Annotated in this window: 16 protein-coding genes; 13 read left to right on the forward strand and 3 right to left on the reverse strand. The window is 39.9% G+C overall.

Going from position 1 to position 21,735, the window contains the following annotated elements; translation table 11 throughout:
* Window positions 1-11 precede the first annotated feature (11 nt).
* Window positions 12-764: a DivIVA domain-containing protein gene (locus I6N95_RS10990; RefSeq protein WP_209527562.1), complete on the forward strand. Its 753-nt coding sequence runs from the start codon at window positions 12-14 to the stop codon at window positions 762-764.
* 318 nt (window positions 765-1,082) lie between these two features.
* Window positions 1,083-3,869, forward strand: a complete 2,787-nt coding sequence (ileS, locus tag I6N95_RS10995; protein WP_209527564.1) for an isoleucine--tRNA ligase — start codon at window positions 1,083-1,085, stop codon at window positions 3,867-3,869.
* Between the two features lie 50 nt (window positions 3,870-3,919).
* Here the strand turns inward: ileS and zwf are convergent, their stop codons facing one another.
* Both zwf and I6N95_RS11005 read right to left on the reverse strand, forming a co-directional pair.
* On the reverse strand, window positions 3,920-5,440 hold the full coding sequence (gene zwf, locus I6N95_RS11000; RefSeq protein ID WP_209527566.1) for a glucose-6-phosphate dehydrogenase: 1,521 nt from the start codon (window positions 5,438-5,440) through the stop codon (window positions 3,920-3,922).
* Between the two features lie 196 nt (window positions 5,441-5,636).
* Window positions 5,637-6,287, reverse strand: a complete 651-nt coding sequence (locus tag I6N95_RS11005) for a metal-dependent transcriptional regulator (protein WP_209527568.1) — start codon at window positions 6,285-6,287, stop codon at window positions 5,637-5,639.
* Window positions 6,288-6,565: 278 nt separating this feature from the next.
* On the opposite strand from I6N95_RS11005, the gene I6N95_RS11010 reads away from it, so the two are divergent.
* On the forward strand, window positions 6,566-7,219 hold the full coding sequence (locus I6N95_RS11010) for an AP2/ERF family transcription factor (RefSeq protein ID WP_209527569.1): 654 nt from the start codon (window positions 6,566-6,568) through the stop codon (window positions 7,217-7,219).
* A gap of 357 nt (window positions 7,220-7,576) precedes the next feature.
* On the opposite strand, the gene I6N95_RS11015 is transcribed toward I6N95_RS11010, so the two are convergent.
* Window positions 7,577-8,887, reverse strand: a complete 1,311-nt coding sequence (locus I6N95_RS11015; RefSeq protein ID WP_209527571.1) for a helix-turn-helix domain-containing protein — start codon at window positions 8,885-8,887, stop codon at window positions 7,577-7,579.
* Between the two features lie 200 nt (window positions 8,888-9,087).
* On the opposite strand from I6N95_RS11015, the gene I6N95_RS11020 reads away from it, so the two are divergent.
* From I6N95_RS11020 to I6N95_RS11065, 10 genes are all read left to right on the forward strand, one after another.
* Entirely contained in the window at window positions 9,088-9,825 is a 738-nt protein-coding gene (locus tag I6N95_RS11020; protein ID WP_209527573.1) for an acyl-[acyl-carrier-protein] thioesterase, read from the forward strand.
* 281 nt (window positions 9,826-10,106) lie between these two features.
* A complete protein-coding gene (kdpA, locus tag I6N95_RS11025; protein ID WP_209527575.1) occupies window positions 10,107-11,792 on the forward strand; it encodes a potassium-transporting ATPase subunit KdpA in 1,686 nt (561 codons plus the stop codon).
* A gap of 21 nt (window positions 11,793-11,813) precedes the next feature.
* Window positions 11,814-13,871 carry a potassium-transporting ATPase subunit KdpB gene (kdpB, locus tag I6N95_RS11030; RefSeq protein WP_209527578.1) on the forward strand — a complete coding sequence of 686 codons (2,058 nt, stop codon included), beginning with the start codon at window positions 11,814-11,816 and terminating at the stop codon, window positions 13,869-13,871.
* A gap of 48 nt (window positions 13,872-13,919) precedes the next feature.
* Window positions 13,920-14,486, forward strand: a complete 567-nt coding sequence (locus tag I6N95_RS11035; protein WP_209527580.1) for a potassium-transporting ATPase subunit C — start codon at window positions 13,920-13,922, stop codon at window positions 14,484-14,486.
* 63 nt (window positions 14,487-14,549) lie between these two features.
* Window positions 14,550-17,237: a DUF4118 domain-containing protein gene (locus I6N95_RS11040; RefSeq protein WP_347340547.1), complete on the forward strand. Its 2,688-nt coding sequence runs from the start codon at window positions 14,550-14,552 to the stop codon at window positions 17,235-17,237.
* A 2-nt stretch (window positions 17,238-17,239) separates the two neighbouring features.
* Window positions 17,240-17,923, forward strand: a complete 684-nt coding sequence (locus I6N95_RS11045) for a response regulator (protein ID WP_209527582.1) — start codon at window positions 17,240-17,242, stop codon at window positions 17,921-17,923.
* 350 nt (window positions 17,924-18,273) lie between these two features.
* Complete coding sequence (locus I6N95_RS11050) at window positions 18,274-19,446, forward strand: betaine/proline/choline family ABC transporter ATP-binding protein (RefSeq protein ID WP_209527584.1); 1,173 nt, start codon at window positions 18,274-18,276, stop codon at window positions 19,444-19,446.
* Between the two features lie 2 nt (window positions 19,447-19,448).
* A complete protein-coding gene (locus I6N95_RS11055) occupies window positions 19,449-20,081 on the forward strand; it encodes an ABC transporter permease (RefSeq protein ID WP_209527585.1) in 633 nt (210 codons plus the stop codon).
* 1 nt (window position 20,082) lies between these two features.
* Window positions 20,083-21,018, forward strand: coding sequence for an osmoprotectant ABC transporter substrate-binding protein (locus tag I6N95_RS11060; RefSeq protein ID WP_209527587.1), 936 nt, complete (start codon window positions 20,083-20,085; stop codon window positions 21,016-21,018).
* Window positions 21,018-21,686: an ABC transporter permease gene (locus I6N95_RS11065; RefSeq protein WP_209527589.1), complete on the forward strand. Its 669-nt coding sequence runs from the start codon at window positions 21,018-21,020 to the stop codon at window positions 21,684-21,686. The genes I6N95_RS11060 and I6N95_RS11065 overlap by 1 nt, the downstream gene beginning before the upstream one ends.
* The last annotated feature ends 49 nt before the right edge of the window (window positions 21,687-21,735 follow it).

A 21,735-nucleotide genomic window follows, 5' to 3' on the forward strand; every position in this document is an offset into this window, starting at 1 on the left:
GGTGAGAAAGTATGGCTTTAAGTCCATTAGATATTAAGAATAAGAGCTTCCCGACGAAAATGAGAGGCTATAATCAAGAAGAAGTTGATGATTTTTTAGATCAAATCATTAACGATTATGAAGATGTTTTACGTGAAAAAAGGGAATTGGAAAAGGGATTAAAACATGCTGAAGAGAAATTAACCTATTTCAATGAACTAAAAGATGCGTTAAATCAATCAATTATTGTGGCTCAAGACACAGCAGATAAGTTAAAAGACAGTGCCACACGTGAATCTGATGTGATGGTCACAACGGCCAGTGCTGATGCTAAGAGTATTATTAGCCAAGCTAAGGCTGAAGCTGAATCAACGATAAATGCGGCTAATATTAGAGCTAAAGAAGTCATGGATTCAGCGACGACTCGGGCTAGCCAGTTAGCTCATGAAACAGATGACTTAAAGAAAAAAACTAGAGAGTTTCATCGTAGTCTGGCGTTGTTACTTGAATCGCAATTGGAAATCGTCAAAAGTAAAGATTGGGATGAATTATTGAAACCTTTCTCAACTTATGTTGATGAAACGCAACATTCGGCTGTTAGAGATTTGCTTGACAATGAGCATCTTGACAAACAAAAGGCTGCTAATGTAGAATTAGAGGGCAATACTCAAGCAATTGATCTGGAAAAAATCAGCAAGGCCGCTGATGAACTTTTGGCTGCTGATTTAAGCACAACGATTGCTACAAGTGAAAAGCCTGAACGTCGTGAGCGTCGTAGAGATTAACAATGAAACAAAAAACAATCAAATGATTCTTAAAGCGAACCGATGACGGTGTGAGATCGGTAGACCCTCTTTGATTGAATTATCCTTCATTGCCTTTAATTGTGAACTTAAGTAGCAATTGACGAGTCATTCTCGTTACGAATGAATAGAGGGAATTTAACATGTTTAGTGTTAAGTTCTAAATCTGGGTGGTAACACGAGTACTTCGTCCCTATTATGGGAGAAGTACTTTTTTTGTACGCTAGTCATGGGTAGCGCTACTAATCATGTTTATTTAGCCAAAATAATCAAGTATAAAAAAGAGGAGAGAAGACAGTTATGAAGATGAAAGAAACGTTGCAATTGGGAAAAACTGATTTTCCAATGCGTGGCAATTTGCCTATTAGAGAGGAAGAATGGCAAAAAGAGTGGGAAGAAAAGCAAATTTATGAAAAACGTCAAAAGCTTAATGAAGGGAAACCGAGTTTTATTTTGCATGATGGTCCTCCATACGCAAATGGCAATATTCATCTTGGACATGCTTTAAACAAGATTAGCAAGGACATCATTGTTCGGTCTAAATCCATGTCAGGATTTCGTGCTCCCTATGTTCCTGGCTGGGATACGCATGGTCTGCCAATTGAACAAGTTTTAACCAATAAAGGCGTCAACCGTAAAGAAATGTCTCGTGCTGAGTATTTGAAGAAATGTGAAGAGTATGCGTTGACACAAGTTGACACACAACGAGCAGACTTTAAACGTTTAGGAGTAGCTGGTGAATGGGATAACCCTTATGTCACATTAACTCCTGATTATGAAGCGGCACAAATTCGAGTATTTGGAAAAATGGCAGAAAAGGGTTATATCTACAAAGGCTTAAAACCGATCTATTGGTCACCTTCTAGTGAATCCTCTTTAGCAGAGGCTGAAATTGAATATAAAGATGTTAAGTCTGCGTCTATTTACGTCGCATTTCCAGTTAAGGATGGTAAAGGCAAGCTAGAGTCTGATACATCATTTGTTATTTGGACGACGACTCCTTGGACATTACCGGCTAACTTGGGTATTTCTGTAAATCCAGACTATAAATATTTAGTGGTTGAGGCGGATGGTAAAAAGTTTGTCGTGGCGAAAGACTTATTGGCAACTGTTAAAGAAGCCATCGGTTGGGAAGCCGTTGAAACGTTAGCAGAAATCGCTGGAGCAGACTTAGAAAATATGACGGCACAACATCCTTTTTACGACCGTGATTCATTAGTGATGTTAGGTGATCATGTGACATTGGACGCTGGTACGGGCTTAGTACATACAGCTCCTGGACATGGTGAAGATGATTATTTAGTGGGCAAACGTTATAACTTGGAAATTTTATCCCCTGTTGATAATCGTGGTATCTTTACAGCGGAAGCGCCTGGATTTGAAGGGATCTTTTATGATAAAGCTAATCCGATGATCACCGAGTTGTTAGAAGAAAAAGGCGCCTTATTGAAGTTAGATTTCTTTACTCATAGTTACCCTCATGATTGGCGCACAAAGAAACCGGTTATCTTCCGAGCAACGCCACAGTGGTTTGCTTCAATTGATAAATTCCGTGAAAACATCTTATCTGAAGTTGAGAAAGTAGAGTGGATTTTACCTTGGGGCAAAACCCGTCTTTATAATATGGTTCGTGATCGCGGCGATTGGGTTATTTCTCGTCAACGTGCCTGGGGTGTGCCATTGCCAATTTTTTATGCCGAAAATGGCGAACCGATTTTGACACCAGAAACGATTGAACATGTGGCTGATATTTTTGCAAAAGAAGGTTCTCGTGTTTGGTTTGAACGTGAAGCGAAGGAATTATTGCCATTAGGGTTTACGCATGAAGGCAGTCCAAATGGCCAGTTTACTAAGGAAAATGACATTATGGATGTTTGGTTTGATTCCGGTTCTTCTCATGAAGCGGTTCTACGTGGGCGTGATAACTTAAGTTTCCCGGCGGATATGTACTTAGAGGGTTCTGACCAATATCGTGGCTGGTTTAACTCAAGTATTACAACGAGTGTGGCAATCAATGGTGTGGCCCCGTATAAAGCCGTATTATCTCAAGGTTTTACTTTGGACCCACAAGGTCGCAAACAAAGTAAATCACTTGGTAATACAATTGAGCCTGGTAAAGTTATGAAACAGATGGGAGCTGACATCTTACGTCTCTGGGTTGCGAGTGTTGATTATGAATCGGATGTCCGTGTGGATATGAATACCTTGAATCAGATCTCTGAGGTTTACCGTAAAATCAGAAATACGATGCGCTTCTTATTAGCCAATACGACTGACTTTATTCCAGCAGAACACGGGATCAAGTACGATGATTTACGTTCGGTTGATAAATACATGATGGTTCGCTTGAATCAGGTGACGAAGCAAATTCGTGAAAAAGGGTATGACAAATATTCCTTCTCAACTATTTATAAAACGGTGGTGAATTTCTGTACGAACGATTTGTCGTCATTCTACTTGGATTTTGCTAAAGATGTGGTTTATATTGAAGCAGAAGATAACGCAGAACGCCGCTGTATGCAAACTGTTTTTTATGAAACATTAGTTACGCTGACAAAATTGTTAACACCAATCTTACCACATACGTCTGAAGAAATTTGGAGTCATTTAAAAGAGGAAGAAGAGTATGTCCAATTAGCTGAATTACCTGGCTATCAGGAATTTCCAAATCAAGCTGAATTAATGGACATGTGGGACGCTTTTATGGATTTGAGAGACAATGCGCTTAAAACTCTAGAAGAAGCCCGAAATGAGAAATTGATTGGTAAATCTTTTGAAGCCAAACTGACTATTTTCCCAAGCGAGCCAGTTAAGGTCTTGATTAATGCCTTGGATGCGAAACTGGATCAATTGTTGATTGTTTCTCAAGTGGCTGTCACTGCCGTAGGGACGGAAGTGCCAGCAGGGGCCCATAGCTTTAACGATATGGCTATTTTAGTTGAAAAGGCAACTGGAGAAACCTGTGACCGTTGTCGTGCTGTCAAAGCGGATGTTGGCAGTCATGAAAAATTGCCAACATTGTGTCATCGTTGTGCGGAAATTGTTGAAGCTAATTTTCCAGAGGCAGTTGCTGAAGGATTCGAATAGACAAAAAAATAAGACCTGAGCGAATTTTCGTTCAGGTCTTATTTGGGGTGTTAGAGTTTTCCGTGCTCACGATACCATTCGTCCGGATGCCAAATCCATTCGAAGCCATCTCTTGACAAGAGATCAAAGGCACATTGTGGCCCCATAGTACCGCTAGGGTAATTAGGGAAGTCAGGTGTTTCTTTGTCCCAGGCATGTCTAATCACGTCCACAATACGCCATGATTGAGCAACTTCATCCCAGTGAGTAAAGTTAGTCCCATCGCCTTGGAGGCAGTCTAAGATCAATTTCTCGTAAGCCTCAGGGCTATTGTCCAAAGACTCTGCAGAATGACGGTAGTCCAATTTAATCGGATCGATATTAAAACCAGATCCAATCTCTTTGCCGTTTAGCGTCAATTGGAAGCCTTCAGTCGGTTGAATATAAATAGTTAAAATATTACGGGGGATATCTTCAGCGTCACAAGCATTTTCACTTGGATCACGGAAGACATTAATCGGTGTTGGTTTAAAGACGACATTAATTCGAGTGCCCTTTTCGGTTAATTGTTTACCTGTTCGAATGTAAAAAGGAACGCCACGCCATCTGAAATTATCAACAACCAATTTACCAGCCACAAACGTTTCGGTTTGAGACTCTGGCTCTACATTTGTTTCGTCACGATAGCTGATAAATGATTTGCCGTCTAATTGACCGGGGCCGTACTGACCTCGAACAAAATTTTTCATGGCTTCTTTTTCGGAGTAGACACGAATTGAATTTAGGGCCTTCACTTTTTCTTCTCGGATAGTTTTTTCAGAGAAGATGGCGGGAGGCTCCATGACGAGAAGTGAGACAACTTGCAAGATATGGTTTTGTACCATGTCTTTTAAGGCACCACTTTTATCATAATAACCACCACGTTCTTCAACGCCGAGTGATTCAGATAAAGTAACTTGAATATTATCAATGTATTTGTTGTTCCATAAGGATTCAAAGATATTATTGCCAAAGCGAACGGCTGAAATGTTTTGAATCATTTCTTTGCCTAAGTAATGATCAATCCGGAAAATTTGATCTTCTTCAAACACAGCCCGAATCTCGTTATTTAACTTTTCAGCAGATTGATAATCTGTCCCAAATGGCTTCTCAATAATTAATCGATTAAAGCCATTTTCTGTGATGATTTGTTCAGATTTTAAATGTTCAGTGATAACACCAAAAAAATTAGGAGCCATGGCTAAATAAAAGATTCGATTGTTATCTAATTGATACTTGCGATCTAATTCAGTCGCTAATACCTTAAGATTATGATAGTGTTCGGTGTCTGTCACATTATGAGCTTGATAATAGAAATGGCTTGTAAAATCAGCTAATTCTTTTTCTGTAGGCTCTAATTCTTGAATAGTTCCTCGAACGATGTCTCGATAGTACTCGTGACTCCATTCGCGACGAGCTGTTCCAATAACAGCGAAACGTTCTTTTAAGAAACCTTTTCTAAATAGGCGAAACAAAGATGGGTATAGTTTTCGTTGTGCTAAGTCGCCAGTTCCTCCGAAAATCGTAAATAATGCGATTTGTTCATTTGACATAGATATCGCCGCCTCACTTTCTGAAAATAAGTAAATTTGAAACTTTCATAAGTTAATTGAAAATTTGTAAAATTATTACATTAGGTATATTTTACTGGTTTAGTTGAGTCAAAGCAAGGATAAACGATCTTATCTGCTGCTATTTATTTTAAGAGGGAATAAATAACAGAAAAAAGAAAAACCTCGAAGATCGAGGTTACTGTTCACTAACAAAAATATTATGAGCTGCCTTAAAACTGACATGAAATTTTTGGCCATCATCATTGATGAGGGTAAGTGGGCCTTCATAAGCCCCAATTGTTTTAACTGTAACGAGGGCATGAATACCGAGATTAATACTTGCTAAATAGTCAAGGAGTTCCGTTTCATCGATGACTCGTTCAATTCGAATACGTTGATTGACTGTGACTTCACTTAAGGATTTTAATTTTTGTTCTTGAATTGGTTGATTATTTCCAGGAATAACACCACCATGAGGACAAACTTTTGGAAAATCGAGGTATTCCTCTAGACGATTAGCCAGTTCTTCAGACGTGACATGTTCCAAGACTTCGGCTTCCACATGGACTTCATTCCAAGCGTAATTCAAATGGTTGACGAGGAATACTTCCCACAGTCGGTGTTTTCTAACAAGCGTGCTAGCATGCTGCAAACCAGCATCTGTCAATTGCACACCTTGATAGGGGGAATGTTTGACAAAGCCATCTTTTTCTAGCTTAGAGATCATTTCACTCACAGAAGCAGCGGAGACATTTAAGCCAGCTACAATTGATTTATTATTTATTTTTTTATCATAGCCACCTAATTCAAATATTAGTTTTAGGTAGTCTTCTTTATTGGGAGTCATAGTACTTGGCCTCACTTTCATTATCTATTCTATCAGATTTTACGCATCTCTCGCAATCTTAATGACAAGAACTTCGACATGAAAACGAATCCATTTGAGATTGTTTGGACTTTTGTAGGTTAGTTGCTAACTTAATAGTTTGAAAGTTTAACCGATTATGGATATAAGGATTATGTCAAAGCTATTAATCGTAGAGAAGTCAGAGATAAGCTGATCTGTTGTTTAGCAGATAATAGCGGGTCACTTTCTCGACTAAAAGTAAGTGGAGGGATGATTAGTTGAAATCGACAACAAGGAAGAAGAACGTCACTAAGTGTCACTATCTTGATTTGTCTGGACAAGTTTTTGGTGAATTATGTGTAAAGAGGGCTACTGAGGAGCGAAAAGAAGGCACAGTTGTTTGGTTATGCGAGTGTTCTTGTGGAAAACAAGTAAAACTTTCAAGGAGGCAGTTAATACGAGGATATCGTGTTGATTGTGGCCATATTAAGTTGGCTTCCTTAAATATTCGTCAACAGGTGTTTGGTAAATTGAAAGTCATCCAACCAATGACTGAACTAGGCAATCAGACAAAATGGCTGTGTCAATGTGACTGTGGGAATCAAACAATTGTCTATTATTATAATTTACGAAATGGCCATACTCAGAGTTGTGGTTGTTTAAAAGCTGTCTCACCCCTTACGATTGTCAATGGGACAGCGATCGAATTAATTAAGTCAACCACTGTAAATAGTAATAATACCAGTGGTTTTCGAGGTGTCAGCCGTTGTCATAATAGTTCGAAATGGCGAGCGGACATTACTTTCAAAGGTGAACAATTCCATTTGGGAAATTTCGAGACTCGTGAAGCTGCTCATGAAGCTCGTCAAGCAGCAGAAAAGCATTTTTATTCCCCCTTGCTTTCCCAATATGATAATCTCCCTAAGTTTTAATCAATGGAAGAGTGTTTGGGGCTCATCAACAAGCTGGGACATAAAGTCGTTTTGGTCCCAGTACTACGCAAGCTTTGAAACCTCAACACTCTTCGATGTCTTTTATTTCTCAGACGATCAATTGCAAGAATAACGGCTAGCATTTTAATGCGTAGAAATTGAGGACTCTACAGTTCGCTAGGATTTCGTCAATTGCTAAAGGCTGAAGCGATAAGTATTGCCGTTATTTTTATTGCTTTAGCAATTAAAGACAAGAGACATCGAAGTGAAGGTCGAAGTAATTAGACTTTTGCAGCATGTCTATTGCACAAGGCTCGTTAAAGTACTGGAGGCTAGGACTTTTGTCCAACCTCTTGATTACATCGTCTGAAGGCGGATGTCAAACTCATCTTGAATGGCGTAGAGATAGACTAAATTCTCTCGGTTTACTCTGGCAACCTCTTGCCATTCATTGACATGACTAAAATAAGCAATCGCAATCATTTGAATGCTACAGAGCATCGGGAAAATGGCTTGCCTTTCTTCCTCTGTTAAAGGCTCTTCTTGATGGTAGCCGGTAATTAATTCTTGAAAAAGTTGAGGCCATTGTCGATAGTGACTTGGTTTCGTTAAATGTGATAAAATCGCTGTTCCCATATAGCAAAGATCGAAAAGTCGTTGACTTTTGACACTAATATCAAAATCAATAAATCCTGAGACTTTTGTTCCTGAATAAAGAATGTTCCCTGGATTCGGGTCTCGGTGAATAACTTGTTGAGGGAGTCTGGGAAATAGTGTGTTCACCTTTGATAAAAGAGCGTCAGCAAAACCACTGGGCAAATCGAGTTGCCATTGAAGGGCAACTTTAGTTGTTTCTGGCAAAGCCCAGTTTTCAAGAGTTGTGATTAAATCATAGGTGTCAATCAAATCCGATGAGAGAGAGCCTAATACTCGATGAAGCTTAGCCAAGGCTCGGCCTTGCTCATTTGCGTAGAGTGTCATTTTTTCTGAAAAAAGAGCAGTCATTGTTAATGGCTCGCCCACTAAACTTTTCATTAAGATAAAATCACCGGCGTCTAATTGTAAAATGGGACACTCTTTGTTAGTTAAATAGATCTCTTGACTGGCAATGCCTTCATTAATCAGTCCGGCGCAAATACGAGCGTGTTTGTCCAGTTCATCATACTGTCCTTTCTTTAAGATATAGTCGTGATTAATCACCCAAACTTGATGGCGAATGTGTTCGGTGTCCAAAGGAGTAATACTTGTAATAGCAGGAAACGTCCAATTGGTTGTAATGAGCTTGATTAATTCTGTTTTTGTATACATGACTTGTCCTCTTTCTAAAATATTTGGACAAACCGGTTTGTCGATGGAATGGATCTTAAGGTAGACTTTTGGACCGCACCCGTAGACTTGAGTGAATGCTCGATAAAAGCCTGAATAGCTTTGAAAACCATAATCGAGAGCAGCTTGTTGTTTTGGCTGGCCTTGAGAAATGTCATATAAAGTGTGACAAAGTTTGCGTTGGCGGATATAAGTAGCTAACGTACTGCCAGTAATTTCTTTGAACAGGCGAGCGAAGTGGAAGGGAGAGTAATGGTACCTCTCGGCTAATTCCGTAACTGTCCAATGACTTTTTAAATGAGTTTCAATATAGTTAACACAATCTGCGATAATGCGTTCCATAATGTTGACCTCCACGTGTTAGTTATAGTATAGCCTATAATAAAAAGCAAATGATGTCGAAAATTGCTAAATGTGTCCATCCGTAACCTAATTCAGTGGAATTTTTTGTTCGATTGTCAAAGAAGGCTTAGTTTTGCTAGTGATTTTCAATTTATTTATGATATAGTATTAAGTATTGAACTGAAGATAGGGTGACTAAGATGGCAACTAAATTTACGGAAAAACATGAAATTCAATTTTACGAATGCGATGTGACAGGTAAACTGACTTTACCAATGCTTCTTAATATCGTCATTAAAACCTCTGAATCACAAAGTGAAGCCTTGGGCAGAGGGTCTGATTTTGTTAATAGTCTTGGTTTAGGCTGGGTCATTACTCAGCATGAGATGACGATTACTCGCTTACCTAAAACAGAAGAGCTAGTATCAGTCACAACGGAGGCCACATCATATAACAAGTATTTTTGTTACCGCAATTTCTGGATTCACGATGAAAGTGGCCAGGAATGCGTTGCGATTAGTTCAACGTTTGTGTTAATGGACTTAACCACACGCAAGATGACAAGTGTGCCGTTAGATATTATTGAGGCTTATGATTGCGAAAAAATTACTAAGATTTTGCGAGGAACGAAAATTAGTTCTTTAGAAGATGATTCAGATGCTAGAGAGTATCGAGTTCGTTTTTCCGACATTGATGGCAATAAACATGTCAATAATTCCCGTTATCTGGATTGGATGGTTGATAGTTTGGCTTATAAATTTTTAACCAGCCATGAACCAACTTTTGTAAATATTCGTTTTGATAAGGAACTAGCCTATGGCAACAGTGTGACAAGTCATTGGCAAGAGGCCTCAGGAGAACAACTGATTAGTAAGCATCGCATTAAGTTGGACGGAACACTTTGTGCAGAAGCCAATATTAGCTGGCGCAGCATGTAGCCCACCCCTTAGTTAGGAGAATACTCTTAATTAAGGGGTTTTTCTTTACGCAATCTTAACACCTGGAGGCTTTTTCTTAACACTATCTTTATTAAAAAGTTGTTATGCTAGGGATAGATAAAGCTCCGATACAAGACAATCAGTTACCAATGTATTTGGGGCTATATCTAGAGTTTGAATAGAGGGGTAAAGATAATGAATGGAATTATTGTTGTATGTGGATTTATGGCATTGTTGTTGTTGTGCTATTTAATTTATGTCTTATTTTGGGGGGATTTAAAATGATCTCAATTATTTTTTATAATGTTTTGTTCTTCGTGGTGCTGATCGGATTAGGCATTCCTTTGGGAAAATATTGCTATAAGGTTATGACTGGGCAAAAAGTTTGGCTCGATCGCTTAGTAAAGCCAGTGGAAAAGGTGACCTATCGCTTAATTGGTCAAGAAAGTCAGAAGAAGATGACCGCTAAAACTTATGGGGTGGCAGTTATCGCCTTTAGCTTTTTTAGTTTTTTAGCAGTCTTTCTTATTATGTTACTGCAAGGATTATTGCCTTTAAACCCTGCTCAATTAAAGGGGACAAGTTTAAGTTTAGCGTTTAATACAGCCCTGAGCTTTACGACCAATACAAACTGGCAGGCTTATTCAGGTGAGACGACTTTATCGACCTTTAGTCAAATCTTTGGATTAACCGTTCAAAATTTTGTCTCCGCAGCAATAGGTATTTCTGTTCTATTCGTGTTATTAAGAGGATTTATGGCGAAAAAACAAAAAGAAATCGGCAATTTTTGGCAAGATTTAACCAAGTCAACTCTCTATATTTTATTACCAATCTCGATCGTCATTGCGTTGTTTTTAGTCTCTCAAGGTGTTGTTCAAAGTTTTTCGGGACCTATCGTCTATGATTCGCTGGAAAAAGGTGTAAAAAGTTGGCTTTATTTAGGAACAGCTGCTAGTCAAGTCGCGATTAAGCAGTTGGGAACAAATGGTGGGGGATATTTTGGTAGCAACTCGGCCCATCCTTTTGAAAACCCGACCGTTTTAAGTAACTTTGTTGAGAATATCAGTATCTTGTTGATTCCTATGGCGTTACTAATTGCTTTTGGCTATTTTGTAAAAGATCATAAACAAGGACGAACACTTTTTATCGTCACGATGATTATTTTTGTCTTAGCGTTAGTTGGCGTGACTCTTAGCGAGTTACATACAAGTCCTGAATTTGCAGAGTTGATCAATATGGGCAATTTGGAAGGGAAAGAGACACGGTTTGGTGTTGGTTGGTCAGCGCTTTGGGCTGTCAGCACAACAGCTGCTTCCAATGGTTCGGTCAATGGCATGATGGACAGTTTCACCCCGTTAGGAGGGATGATTCCCATGTTTTTAATGCAGTTAGGCGAAATTGTTTTTGGTGGTGCCGGTAGTGGCTTATACGGGCTAATTGCGTTTTTAATTTTGACAGTTTTTATTGCAGGACTTTTAGTGGGGCGTACGCCGGAATATTTAGGGAAAAAAATTGAACCCTTTGATATGAAAATGGTATGCTTGGTGGTCTTGACACCCCCTTTAATGACTCTCTTGGGGACGATGAGTTTTGTGCTCTGGCCACAAGCAGAAAGCATGCTGACTAACAGTGGCGCTCATGGCTTTTCAGAAATTCTGTATGCCTTCTCGTCATTGGCCAATAATAATGGTAGTGCATTTGCTGGTTTGCAGGCAGATACGTCTTTCTTAAATGTAGTCGGTGGCTTGACGATGCTGGTGGTGCGTTTTATTCCGATGATAGCTGTAATTTTCTTGGGTGAGAATTTAGCCAAAAAGAAAACGGTGGCCATTAGTGAAGGGACGTTATCAACGACCAATGGGACCTTTGTTGGCATGTTGTTTTGTGTCATTATTTTAGTCGGTGCTTTAAGTTTTTTACCTGCTTTAGCCTTAGGTCCAATTGCTGACTTTTTAACAATGAAATAAGAAAGAGGAGTGGAGTTTAACGTGAATGAAGAACTGTCACAAACAACTATTTTTAAAGATGCGCTAAAACAATCAGTTGTCAAATTAGCACCAAAAACCCAGTTGGAGAATCCAGTAATGTTTGTTGTTTATTTAGGGGCAATCTTAACTACGGTTCTTTACTTTTTAAGTTTTGCAGGAATTCGTGACACGGCTTCTTGGTTTGTTTTTACCATTACAATTATATTATGGCTCACTATTTTGTTTGCTAATTTTGCTGAAGCAATCGCAGAAGGTCGCGGACGGGCTCAAGCAGACAGCTTAAAGAGTGCTCGTAAAGAAGTGACGGCCAAACGGATTAAAGTCAAAGAAAATCCGTTAGATTTTCAAGAAATCAGTTCAACTGACTTGAAACGTGGCGATCTGGTTTACGTGGTTGCGGGTGAACAAATTCCGATGGATGGCGATGTAGTAGAAGGCGCAGCTTCAGTAGACGAGAGTGCTATTACTGGCGAATCAGCTCCTGTTATTCGTGAATCAGGCGGCGATCGCAGCGCCGTGACTGGCGGGACAACGTTAGTGTCTGACGAGTTAATCATTAAAGTGACAGCTGAAAGTGGCGAAAGTTTCTTGGATAAAATGATCGCTATGGTAGAAGGCTCTTCACGGAAAAAAACACCAAATGAAATCTCATTGCAAATTTTATTAATTACCTTAACGCTGATTTTTTTAGTAGTGTCGGCTACTTTATTGCCATATACGGCATTTTCCAGTCAGTTAGCAGGAGCTGGTAAGCCATTGTCATTAACGACCATTATTGCCTTGCTTGTTTGTTTGGCACCGACGACGATCGGGGCGCTACTGTCTTCCATCGGTATTGCTGGCATGAGTCGTTTGAATAAGGCCAATGTCTTGGCCATGAGTGGACGGGCAATTGAAGCGGCAGGTGATGTGGATATTTTGATGTTGGATAAAACTGGAACAATTACGCTGGGAAATCGAAAGGCTAGCGAATTTCTACCAGTCCGAGGCGCATCAGAAAAAGATTTAGCGGATGCTGCCCAATTATCGTCCATGGCGGATGAAACAGCTGAGGGACGGAGTATTGTTATATTAGCAAAAGAGTTATTTGATATTCGAGCTCGCAACTTTAAGGAGACCAATGCTAAGTTTATTGAATTTTCCGCTAAAACCAGAATGAGTGGGATTGATTACCAAGGAGATGAGATTCGCAAGGGAGCAGCTGATGCGATTAAACAATACGTGTTAGCCAACGGCTCAATCTATCCAGAAGAATGCGATAAACTGGTTGCTAAAATTGCGACTCTTGGTGGCACACCACTGGTCGTTGCCAAAAATTTTCAAGTTCTTGGTGTGATTTATTTAAAGGATATAGTGAAATCAGGCGTAAAAGAACGTTTCGAAGACTTGCGTCGAATGGGAATTAAGACGATTATGATCACAGGTGATAACCCGATGACCGCAGCGGCTATAGCCGCTGAAGCTGGAGTGGACGACTTCTTAGCAGAGGCGACACCAGAAGCTAAATTGGAATTAATTCGTCATTACCAACAGGAAGGCCATTTAGTAGCCATGACAGGTGACGGCACCAATGATGCCCCAGCATTAGCTCAAGCTGATGTGGCGGTCGCCATGAATACTGGGACTCAAGCTGCCAAAGAAGCAGGTAATATGATCGATTTAGATTCGAGCCCGACCAAGTTAATCGATGTGGTTAGGATTGGCAAACAGCTACTCATGACCCGCGGTGCCTTAACCACGTTTAGTATTGCTAATGATGTGGCAAAATATTTTGCCATCATACCGGTTTTATTCTTTGGCATATATCCTCAATTGAATCAGTTGAACATAATGAATTTAACGAGTCCGACTAGTGCGATATTATCAGCGATTATTTATAATGCTTTGATTATCGTTGCATTGATACCTTTGTCGTTAAAAGGGGTGGCTTACAAAGAATTACCGGCCAGCAAAATGTTACGTCATAATTTGCTTGTTTATGGATTAGGTGGGTTGATTGCCCCGTTTATTGCAATTAAATTAATCGATATGGGGTTAACTGTTATGGGTTTAATTTAGGCGGACTGATTAACGGATCGTTTAGACGATAAAAAGGAGAATAGGCAGATGAAACAAATCAAACAATCTTGGTTAGTGAGCTTAAAAATGTTAGGGATTATGACGGTCATTTGTGGTGGCTTTTATACTTTTTTGGTTACAGGAATGGCTCAAGTTATTTTTCCAGATCAGGCCAATGGAAGTGTTATCGAAGCAAGTGATCAGACTGGTCAAAAAAGAATCGTGGGTTCGAATTTAATTGGACAATCGTTTATGGGTGCTGGTTTTTTACATGGGAGACCAGAAAACGAAGCGAGCAATTTATCTCCTGTTAGTGAGGAGCAACGTGATTTAGTGATGACTCGGATAACGGAAATAAAAAAAACAAATCCACAAGGGAAAGAGATTCCCAGTGAGTTAGTTTTAGCATCAGGGAGTGGACTTGATCCAGAAATAAGCTTAGCAGGAGCCGAATTTCAAGTTGAACGAATTGCGACTGCTCGTCAGCTTGAGCCACTGGAAGTTAAAAAAGTGATTGAAAAGCATACAAGTGGTCACGTATTTGGTAAAATAGGAATTGCTAGGGTGAATGTTTTAGGTGTGAATCTAGAATTAGAGGGATATAAGATTAAATAAGTAGGTGATAAGCTTTAGCTTTAGGGCTAAAGGTTATTGTTGATTTTTCTGGGAGGGATAAGTGTGAAGGACGAACAACGACCAAATCCGGATATTCTATTAATGAAGTATCGGGAAAATGGGCAATCACGTGGGTCATTAAAAGTCTTTTTTGGTTATGCAGCCGGGGTTGGGAAGACCTATAGCATGTTACGGGAAGCTTGGGAGCAAAAAGATGGAGGGCGTGATGTAGTTGTTGGTTATGTGGAGCCCCATGCTCGTCCAGAAACACTTGCGCTGTTAGATGGATTGGAACAACTGCCAGTTAAAGAAATGAGTTATCGTCAAATGACCCTAGCTGAATTTGATCTTGATCAAAGCCTTTTTAGACAACCAGAATTAATTTTAGTTGATGAATTAGCCCATACCAATGTAACGGGGTCTCGTAATCGTAAACGTTATCAGGATATACAGGAGTTATTACGAGCGGGAATTGATGTGTATACGACAATGAATGTTCAGCACATGGAAAGCTTAAATGATATTGTAGAGTCGATTACGGGTGTTCATGTAAGTGAGACTGTCCCGGATAGTTTTTTTGAAGAAGCTCTAATCAAATTAATTGATGTAGAACCTAAGGAATTGATAGGTCGTTTGGCAGCAGGAAAAATTTATCAGCCTGAGAATGCTAAACGTGCCATGGCGCATTTTTTTACAGAAGAAAATTTAAGTTTACTACGAGAAATTGCCATTCGTAAAACGGCTGACCATATTGGCTTGGACAATCGCCCGGAAGCGATGCCGATGAAAAAGAAAGTCCAGGGGAAATTATTGGTTTATTTAGGACCTCAAGCTCGCGGTGGTTTCGAAAAATGCCTGCGTTGGACTGCTCGTTTAGCAACGGCTTTACGATTGGACTGGGTGGCTCTAGCCATCCAAGATGAGGAAGGTGATGCTGTTCTTCAGAGACAATTAAATGAAAGTTTTGAATTAGCTGAAAAATTAGGTGCAGAAACATTGACGTTAAATTCAGATGATCCACTGTCAACCTTGATTCACTATGCAAAAATAACGGGAATTTCCGATATTGTTATCGGTAAAAACCAACAAAAAAAGTGGGTTAGACCTATTTTTCGTAAAGAACTGGAAGATGTCTTAATTAGTGAACTAGCTGACGTAGACATTCATATCATTCCATACCTAGAAGAAAGACCAAAACAATCATTACAAGGGGCAAAAAGGAACTGGCAATTAAAGAACTGGTTGTCTACTAGGGATCTGTTTAAAAGCGGAATGTTACTTGTGGCAGGGACACTCTTTTCTGAACTTTTTCTTTACTGGGGATTAGGTGATCAAAATGTGATCATCGTGTATTTGTTTACGGTGCTGGTAATTTCGCGAGTGACCGCAGGGTATGTCTATGGAGCGTTGTCTTCAATCGTTAGCGTATTGTTATTTAATTGGTTTTTTGTAGAACCGTTGTTTTCGCTGACCGTTTACAAAGCGGGGTATCCAATTACCCTAATCATCATGTTAAGTGTGGCGTTAATTACCAGCAATATGATGATTCGCGTCAAAAAACAAGCCGTTGAATCCATTGAAAAAGAACACCGGATGGAAGTGATTTATGAGTTGAACCAACACTTGTTGGGGAGCGAAAACCTGGCTGACATTGTCTCTTTGACAACTGGTTACTTAGGGCGAATGCTTGAGAAAACCATTATCTTTTACACGGAAAAGCCTGAAAGTTTAAATGCTAGTTATGAGGTTCAACTGTATCAGTCTCAGGATGTTGACCGCTTGACATCTGAGGACGAAAGAGGCGTGGCTAATTGGGTTTTTAATAATGGAAAAGTGGCTGGTTTTGGCAGTGATACCTTAATGGGTGCAAATGGCTATTATTTACCTATTATGTCAAACGGACAAGTCTTGGGAGTCATTGGGATTCTCAGTAAAAAGGAAAGTCCCCTAAGCCACGAAAATCATAATTTCCTGAAGCTAATTACATCACAGCTTTCCTTGGCTTTGGAAGGTCAACAGTTAGCAGATAAGCAACAGCGAATTATGATTGAAAATGAAAAAGAAAAAATGCGGGGAAACTTATTACGAGCAATTTCCCATGATTTACGAACGCCATTAACGGGCATCTTAGGGGCTAGTTCTGCCATGCTGGAAAATAAGGGGAAGCTCTCTGCTGAATTGGAAATTCAGTTATTAAATGATATTAAAGAGGACTCTGAGTGGTTGATTCGAATGGTTGAAAATCTGTTATCTGTGACTCGGATTGATGAAGGAACGATGCGGGTGAAAAAGGTACCAGAAGCTGTTGAAGAAATTGTTGGCGCAGCAGTCAATCGAATACGAAAACGATTTAAGCACCAAACAATTAAGGTTGTGGCGCCATCAGAGCTATTATTGGTTCCTATGGACGGTAAGTTGATTGAGCAAGTATTGATTAATCTGTTGGAGAATGGCATTAAACATTCTGGGACAATTGAAGCCATCGAGGTGACTGTGGAAAGCAAAGAAAATGAGGCTGTTTTTACTGTTAGCGATCACGGGTTAGGCTTATCTGAGATGACTTTGGAAAAACTGCAAAATAATTTTCAAGGAGAGCCGCTAATTCCGGTGGATAATAAACGAGGGTTGGGCATTGGGTTATCGATTTGCCAGACAATAGTGGCGGCCCATGGGGGCAATTTAACGGGCGAAAATAATCCCCAAGGTGGTGCTGTTTTAAGGTTTAGCTTGCCTTTAAGAGAGGATGGATAGAAATGACACAAGGACTAGTGTTAGTGATTGAAGATGATTCAGGGATTAAAAATTTTATGACCGCAGTCTTAAAAGGAGCGGACTATCAGGTTCAGACAGCTGAAAACGGCACTACCGGATTATCTTTAGCAGCTACTTGGTCACCAGACTTAATTATTTTAGACTTAGGCTTGCCAGATATGGATGGGTTAGAAGTTTTAACTACAATCCGAACCTGGTCCGAAGTTCCTGTATTGATTGTGTCTGCCAGGGGAAATGAGCAAGAAAAAGTTGCTGGTCTTGATGCAGGTGCCGATGACTATATCACCAAACCATTTGGAACGTCTGAGTTATTGGCACGAATTCGGACAGCATTACGTCATCGAAAAAAAATTGATGCTCCCCTCAATTTTTTTCGAACGGGTGAGTTAACCATAGATTTGGAACGTCGACAGGTCAAAATGGGCGCCATAGAGGTTCATTTGACACCGACTGAATACAAAATATTAACATTATTTGCCCAGCATCATGGAAAGGTTCTTACTCATGATGTGATCATGAAGGCCGTTTGGGGCCCGTATGTCAATGAGAATCAAGCACTGCGAGTGAATATGTCAAACATAAGACGCAAGTTAGAAGCAAATCCTGCTGATCCTCACTATATTTTGACAGAGGTAGGAATAGGGTATCGTTTAGCTGAACGTTGATAGCTAATGCACTTAAAATCAAGCGTGAATTTGCCGATTTTAGGTGTTTTTTTGTTATGAAAAACAAACTTTTATTAAAAAAATATAAAAACGGTTTCTTTACTACGATGGCTAGGGCTGAAAGCGATGAGAAAATGCGTAAACACGCCATTTTCAGACTGTCAAAGTTGAATTTTTATGGGTAATAGCCCATACTGGTAAAGTAAGCAACATTTTATTTCAATACAGAAAAGTGCCGATATGCTTGTTTTAGCGAGGCCTTATGTCAATTTCTAATCTTAAACAATAAGGTCGCCATGTCAAATTGCATTTGAAATGAGTGTTTCGGTCAGAGTGAGGAGTGGAAAAGTGTGATTGAATTTAAAAATGTTACAAAGGTCTTTAAGGGTGGTAAAAAGGCCGTCGATAATGTGAATATTTCCTTTGAAAAAGGGGAGTTTGTGTGTTTTATCGGAACCAGTGGGAGTGGTAAAACGACAACCATGAGAATGCTAAATCGGATGATTGAACCAACAAGTGGCCAAATATTAATCGATGGCAAGGACATTTCTAAGCAAGACCCAGTCCAGTTGCGTCGAGGAATTGGTTATGTCATTCAAAATATTGGCTTAATGCCTCATATGACCATTCGAGAAAATATTGTGATGGTGCCTAAATTATTAAAATGGCCTGAAGAAGAACGGAATCGAATTGCCGAAAAATTTATTGATTTGGTAGAGTTACCTCGAGAAATGTTGGATCGTTATCCAAGCCAACTGTCTGGTGGGCAACAACAACGGATCGGCGTTGTCCGAGCATTAGCGGCAGATCAGGATTTGATTTTGATGGATGAACCTTTTGGCGCGTTAGATCCAATCACGCGAGAGTCCCTTCAAGATTTGGTTAAAGAATTGCAAGAAAAGATGGGGAAAACGATTGTGTTTGTGACTCATGACATGGATGAGGCGATTAAATTAGCCAATCGGATTTTGATTATGGATGATGGCAAAGCCATTCAATTTGACACACCAAGCAGTATATTGAAGAACCCAGCCAATGAATTTGTCGAAAATCTTATTGGTGAAGAGCGCTTAATGCAAGCCAGGCAGGAAGAAACAACCGTGGAGCAAGTCATGCTGCGAGCTGCCATTTCGATTACACCTGAAAAATCAATTTCAGAAGCGATTAAATTGATGCGTGAAAAACGGGTTGACACGCTGTTAGTTGTTGATGGTACCGGAGTGCTAAAAGGGTTTATCGATGTGGAAGATATTAATCGCAATCGCCGCTCAGCAACGAGCGTCGGTGACATCATTCACCATGAAGTTTTCTTTGTCCGCAAAGATTCCTATTTAAGAGATACGTTACAGCGGATTTTGAAACGGGGCTTGAAATATGTACCGGTTGTAGATGATCAGAAACGTCTGGTCGGAATCGTGACTCGTTCTTCTTTAGTGGACATCGTTTATGATGTTGTCTGGGGCGATGAGGATTATTTAGAAACAGCAATTGAGGACAAAACTAGCGGTCAGGAGGGAGCATAATTATGGATGCTTTCTTGCAAGAATATGGGCGTGAACTAGTTGTCAAAACGGGTGAACATATTACCGTGTCAGCTATCGCTTTATTTTTAGGCGTAGTCGTGGCAGTTCCTTTAGGTATTTTGTTAACACGAACACCTAAAATATCAGGGATCGTTATTGGGATTGCCAGTTTATTACAGACCATTCCTTCCTTAGCCTTATTGGCCCTAATGGTGCCATTTCTAGGTGTTGGCAAGGTTCCAGCTATTGTGGCGTTGTTTATCTATTCCCTTCTGCCAATTTTACGTAATACATTTATTGGGATGGACGGTGTTAATCCTGACTTAAAAGATGCTGCTAAAGGCATGGGAATGACGAATTTTCAATCGATTGTTCAAGTGGAGATCCCTGCTGCTTTGCCGACCATTATGGCTGGGGTTAAATTATCTGCTGTTTATGTGATTGCTTGGGCTACTCTGGCGTCTTACATTGGCGGTGGCGGCTTAGGTGACTTAATCTTTAGTGGGTTAAACAATTACTTGCCTAATCTTATTATAGGTGGGACAATTCCAGTTACTATCTTGGCGTTGTTAACGGATTTTATTTTTACAAAGCTGGAAGATAAACTGACTCCACTTGTTGAAAGGAGTGAGTAATATGATGAGAAAAAAAATTGGCGTAATGATGGTAACTCTGGTTGTAACACTGATGCTAAGTTCGTGTTCATTACCTGGACTACCAAGTGGCAATAGTAAGGAGACTATTTCTGTTGGCAGTATGTCCACGTCTGAATCACAGATTTTAGCTGGAATGGTTAAAGAAATGGTGGAGCATTATACAGATATTAAGGTCAATATGGTTAATAATTTAGGTTCCTCAACAGTCATGCATCAAGCGATGCTAAATGGTGATGTCAGCATATCGGCTTCTCGATATACCGGGACCGACTTAAGTGGGGCTTTAAAGCTACAACCGGAAAAGGATCCAGATAAGGCCTTAAAAATTGTTCAAGATGAATTTAAGAGTCGCTTTGACCAAAAATGGTATCCCTCTTATGGTTTTGCTAATACCTACGCTTTTATGGTTAAAAAGGAAACGGCTGAAAAGTATAACTTGAAAAAAATAAGTGACTTGAAAAATGTGGCATCGGAGTTAACGGCTGGTGTTGATACCTCTTGGTTAGACCGTAAAGGTGATGGCTACAAAGGGTTTGTCGCGGACTATGGTTTTGATTTTAGTAAAGTGTTCCCTATGCAGATTGGGCTGGTTTATGATGCGGTGAACGCTGGTAAAATGGATGTTGTTTTAGGCTATTCGACAGATGGTCGGATTGCTAGCTATGATTTAGTTGTCTTAGAGGATGACCAACACTTCTTTCCGCCCTATGATTGCTCAATCGTTGTTGGCGAAGCACTGTTGAAAAAAGTCCCTGAGCTGGATGGTATCTTGGCGAAACTATCAGGTAAAATTGACACTAAAACGATGCAGAAACTAAATTTTGAAGTAGATGATAATTTATTAGAGCCTGAAATTGTCGCTCAACGCTTTTTACAAGAGCATCGCTATTTTAGTGAAGAGGGGGAAAATAAGTAATGAAAGACTTAAATGTACTTCAACAATTTTTCTACTACTTTAATGAAAATGGCAGTTATGTTCTTAGTCAGTTTAGCCGTCACTTTTTAATTTCAGCTTATGGTGTCTTGTTCGCTGCCATCGTTGGGATCCCTTTGGGAATACTAATTGCTCGGAAACGGAAATTATCCCGATGGGTGATTAACGCAGCGAATGTGATTCAAACAGTCCCTTCCCTCGCCATGTTGTCAATCCTGATGCTGGGATTGGGATTAGGGGTTAATACAGTTATCGTAACCGTCTTTCTTTATTCTCTTTTACCAATCATTTCAAATACCTATACAGGCATGATACAAGTCGATTCGACTGTTTTAGATGTTGGCAAAGGAATGGGAATGACTCGCTTTGAGTTGTTATTTCAAGTGGAGTTACCACTTTCCATCTCGGTCATAATGGCAGGGATTCGCAATGCGTTAGTTGTGGCTATCGGAATTACTGCCATCGGCTCCTTTGTAGGGGCTGGTGGATTGGGTGACATCATCATCAGAGGAACGAATGCCACTGATGGAACAGCTTTAATTTTAGTCGGAGCTTTACCTACGGCCTTAATGGCAATCGCCGTTGATGGGTTTCTAGGGATGCTAGAACGTCGATTAGACCCAGCTTCAAAAGTTACTAAGAAGAGTTAAGACGGCTGGAGACAGATTGTTATAATGGCAATAGTGGGGAAAAACCTGT

The organism is Vagococcus allomyrinae (assembly GCF_017829975.1).
Taxonomy (GTDB): domain Bacteria; phylum Bacillota; class Bacilli; order Lactobacillales; family Vagococcaceae; genus Vagococcus_D; species Vagococcus_D allomyrinae.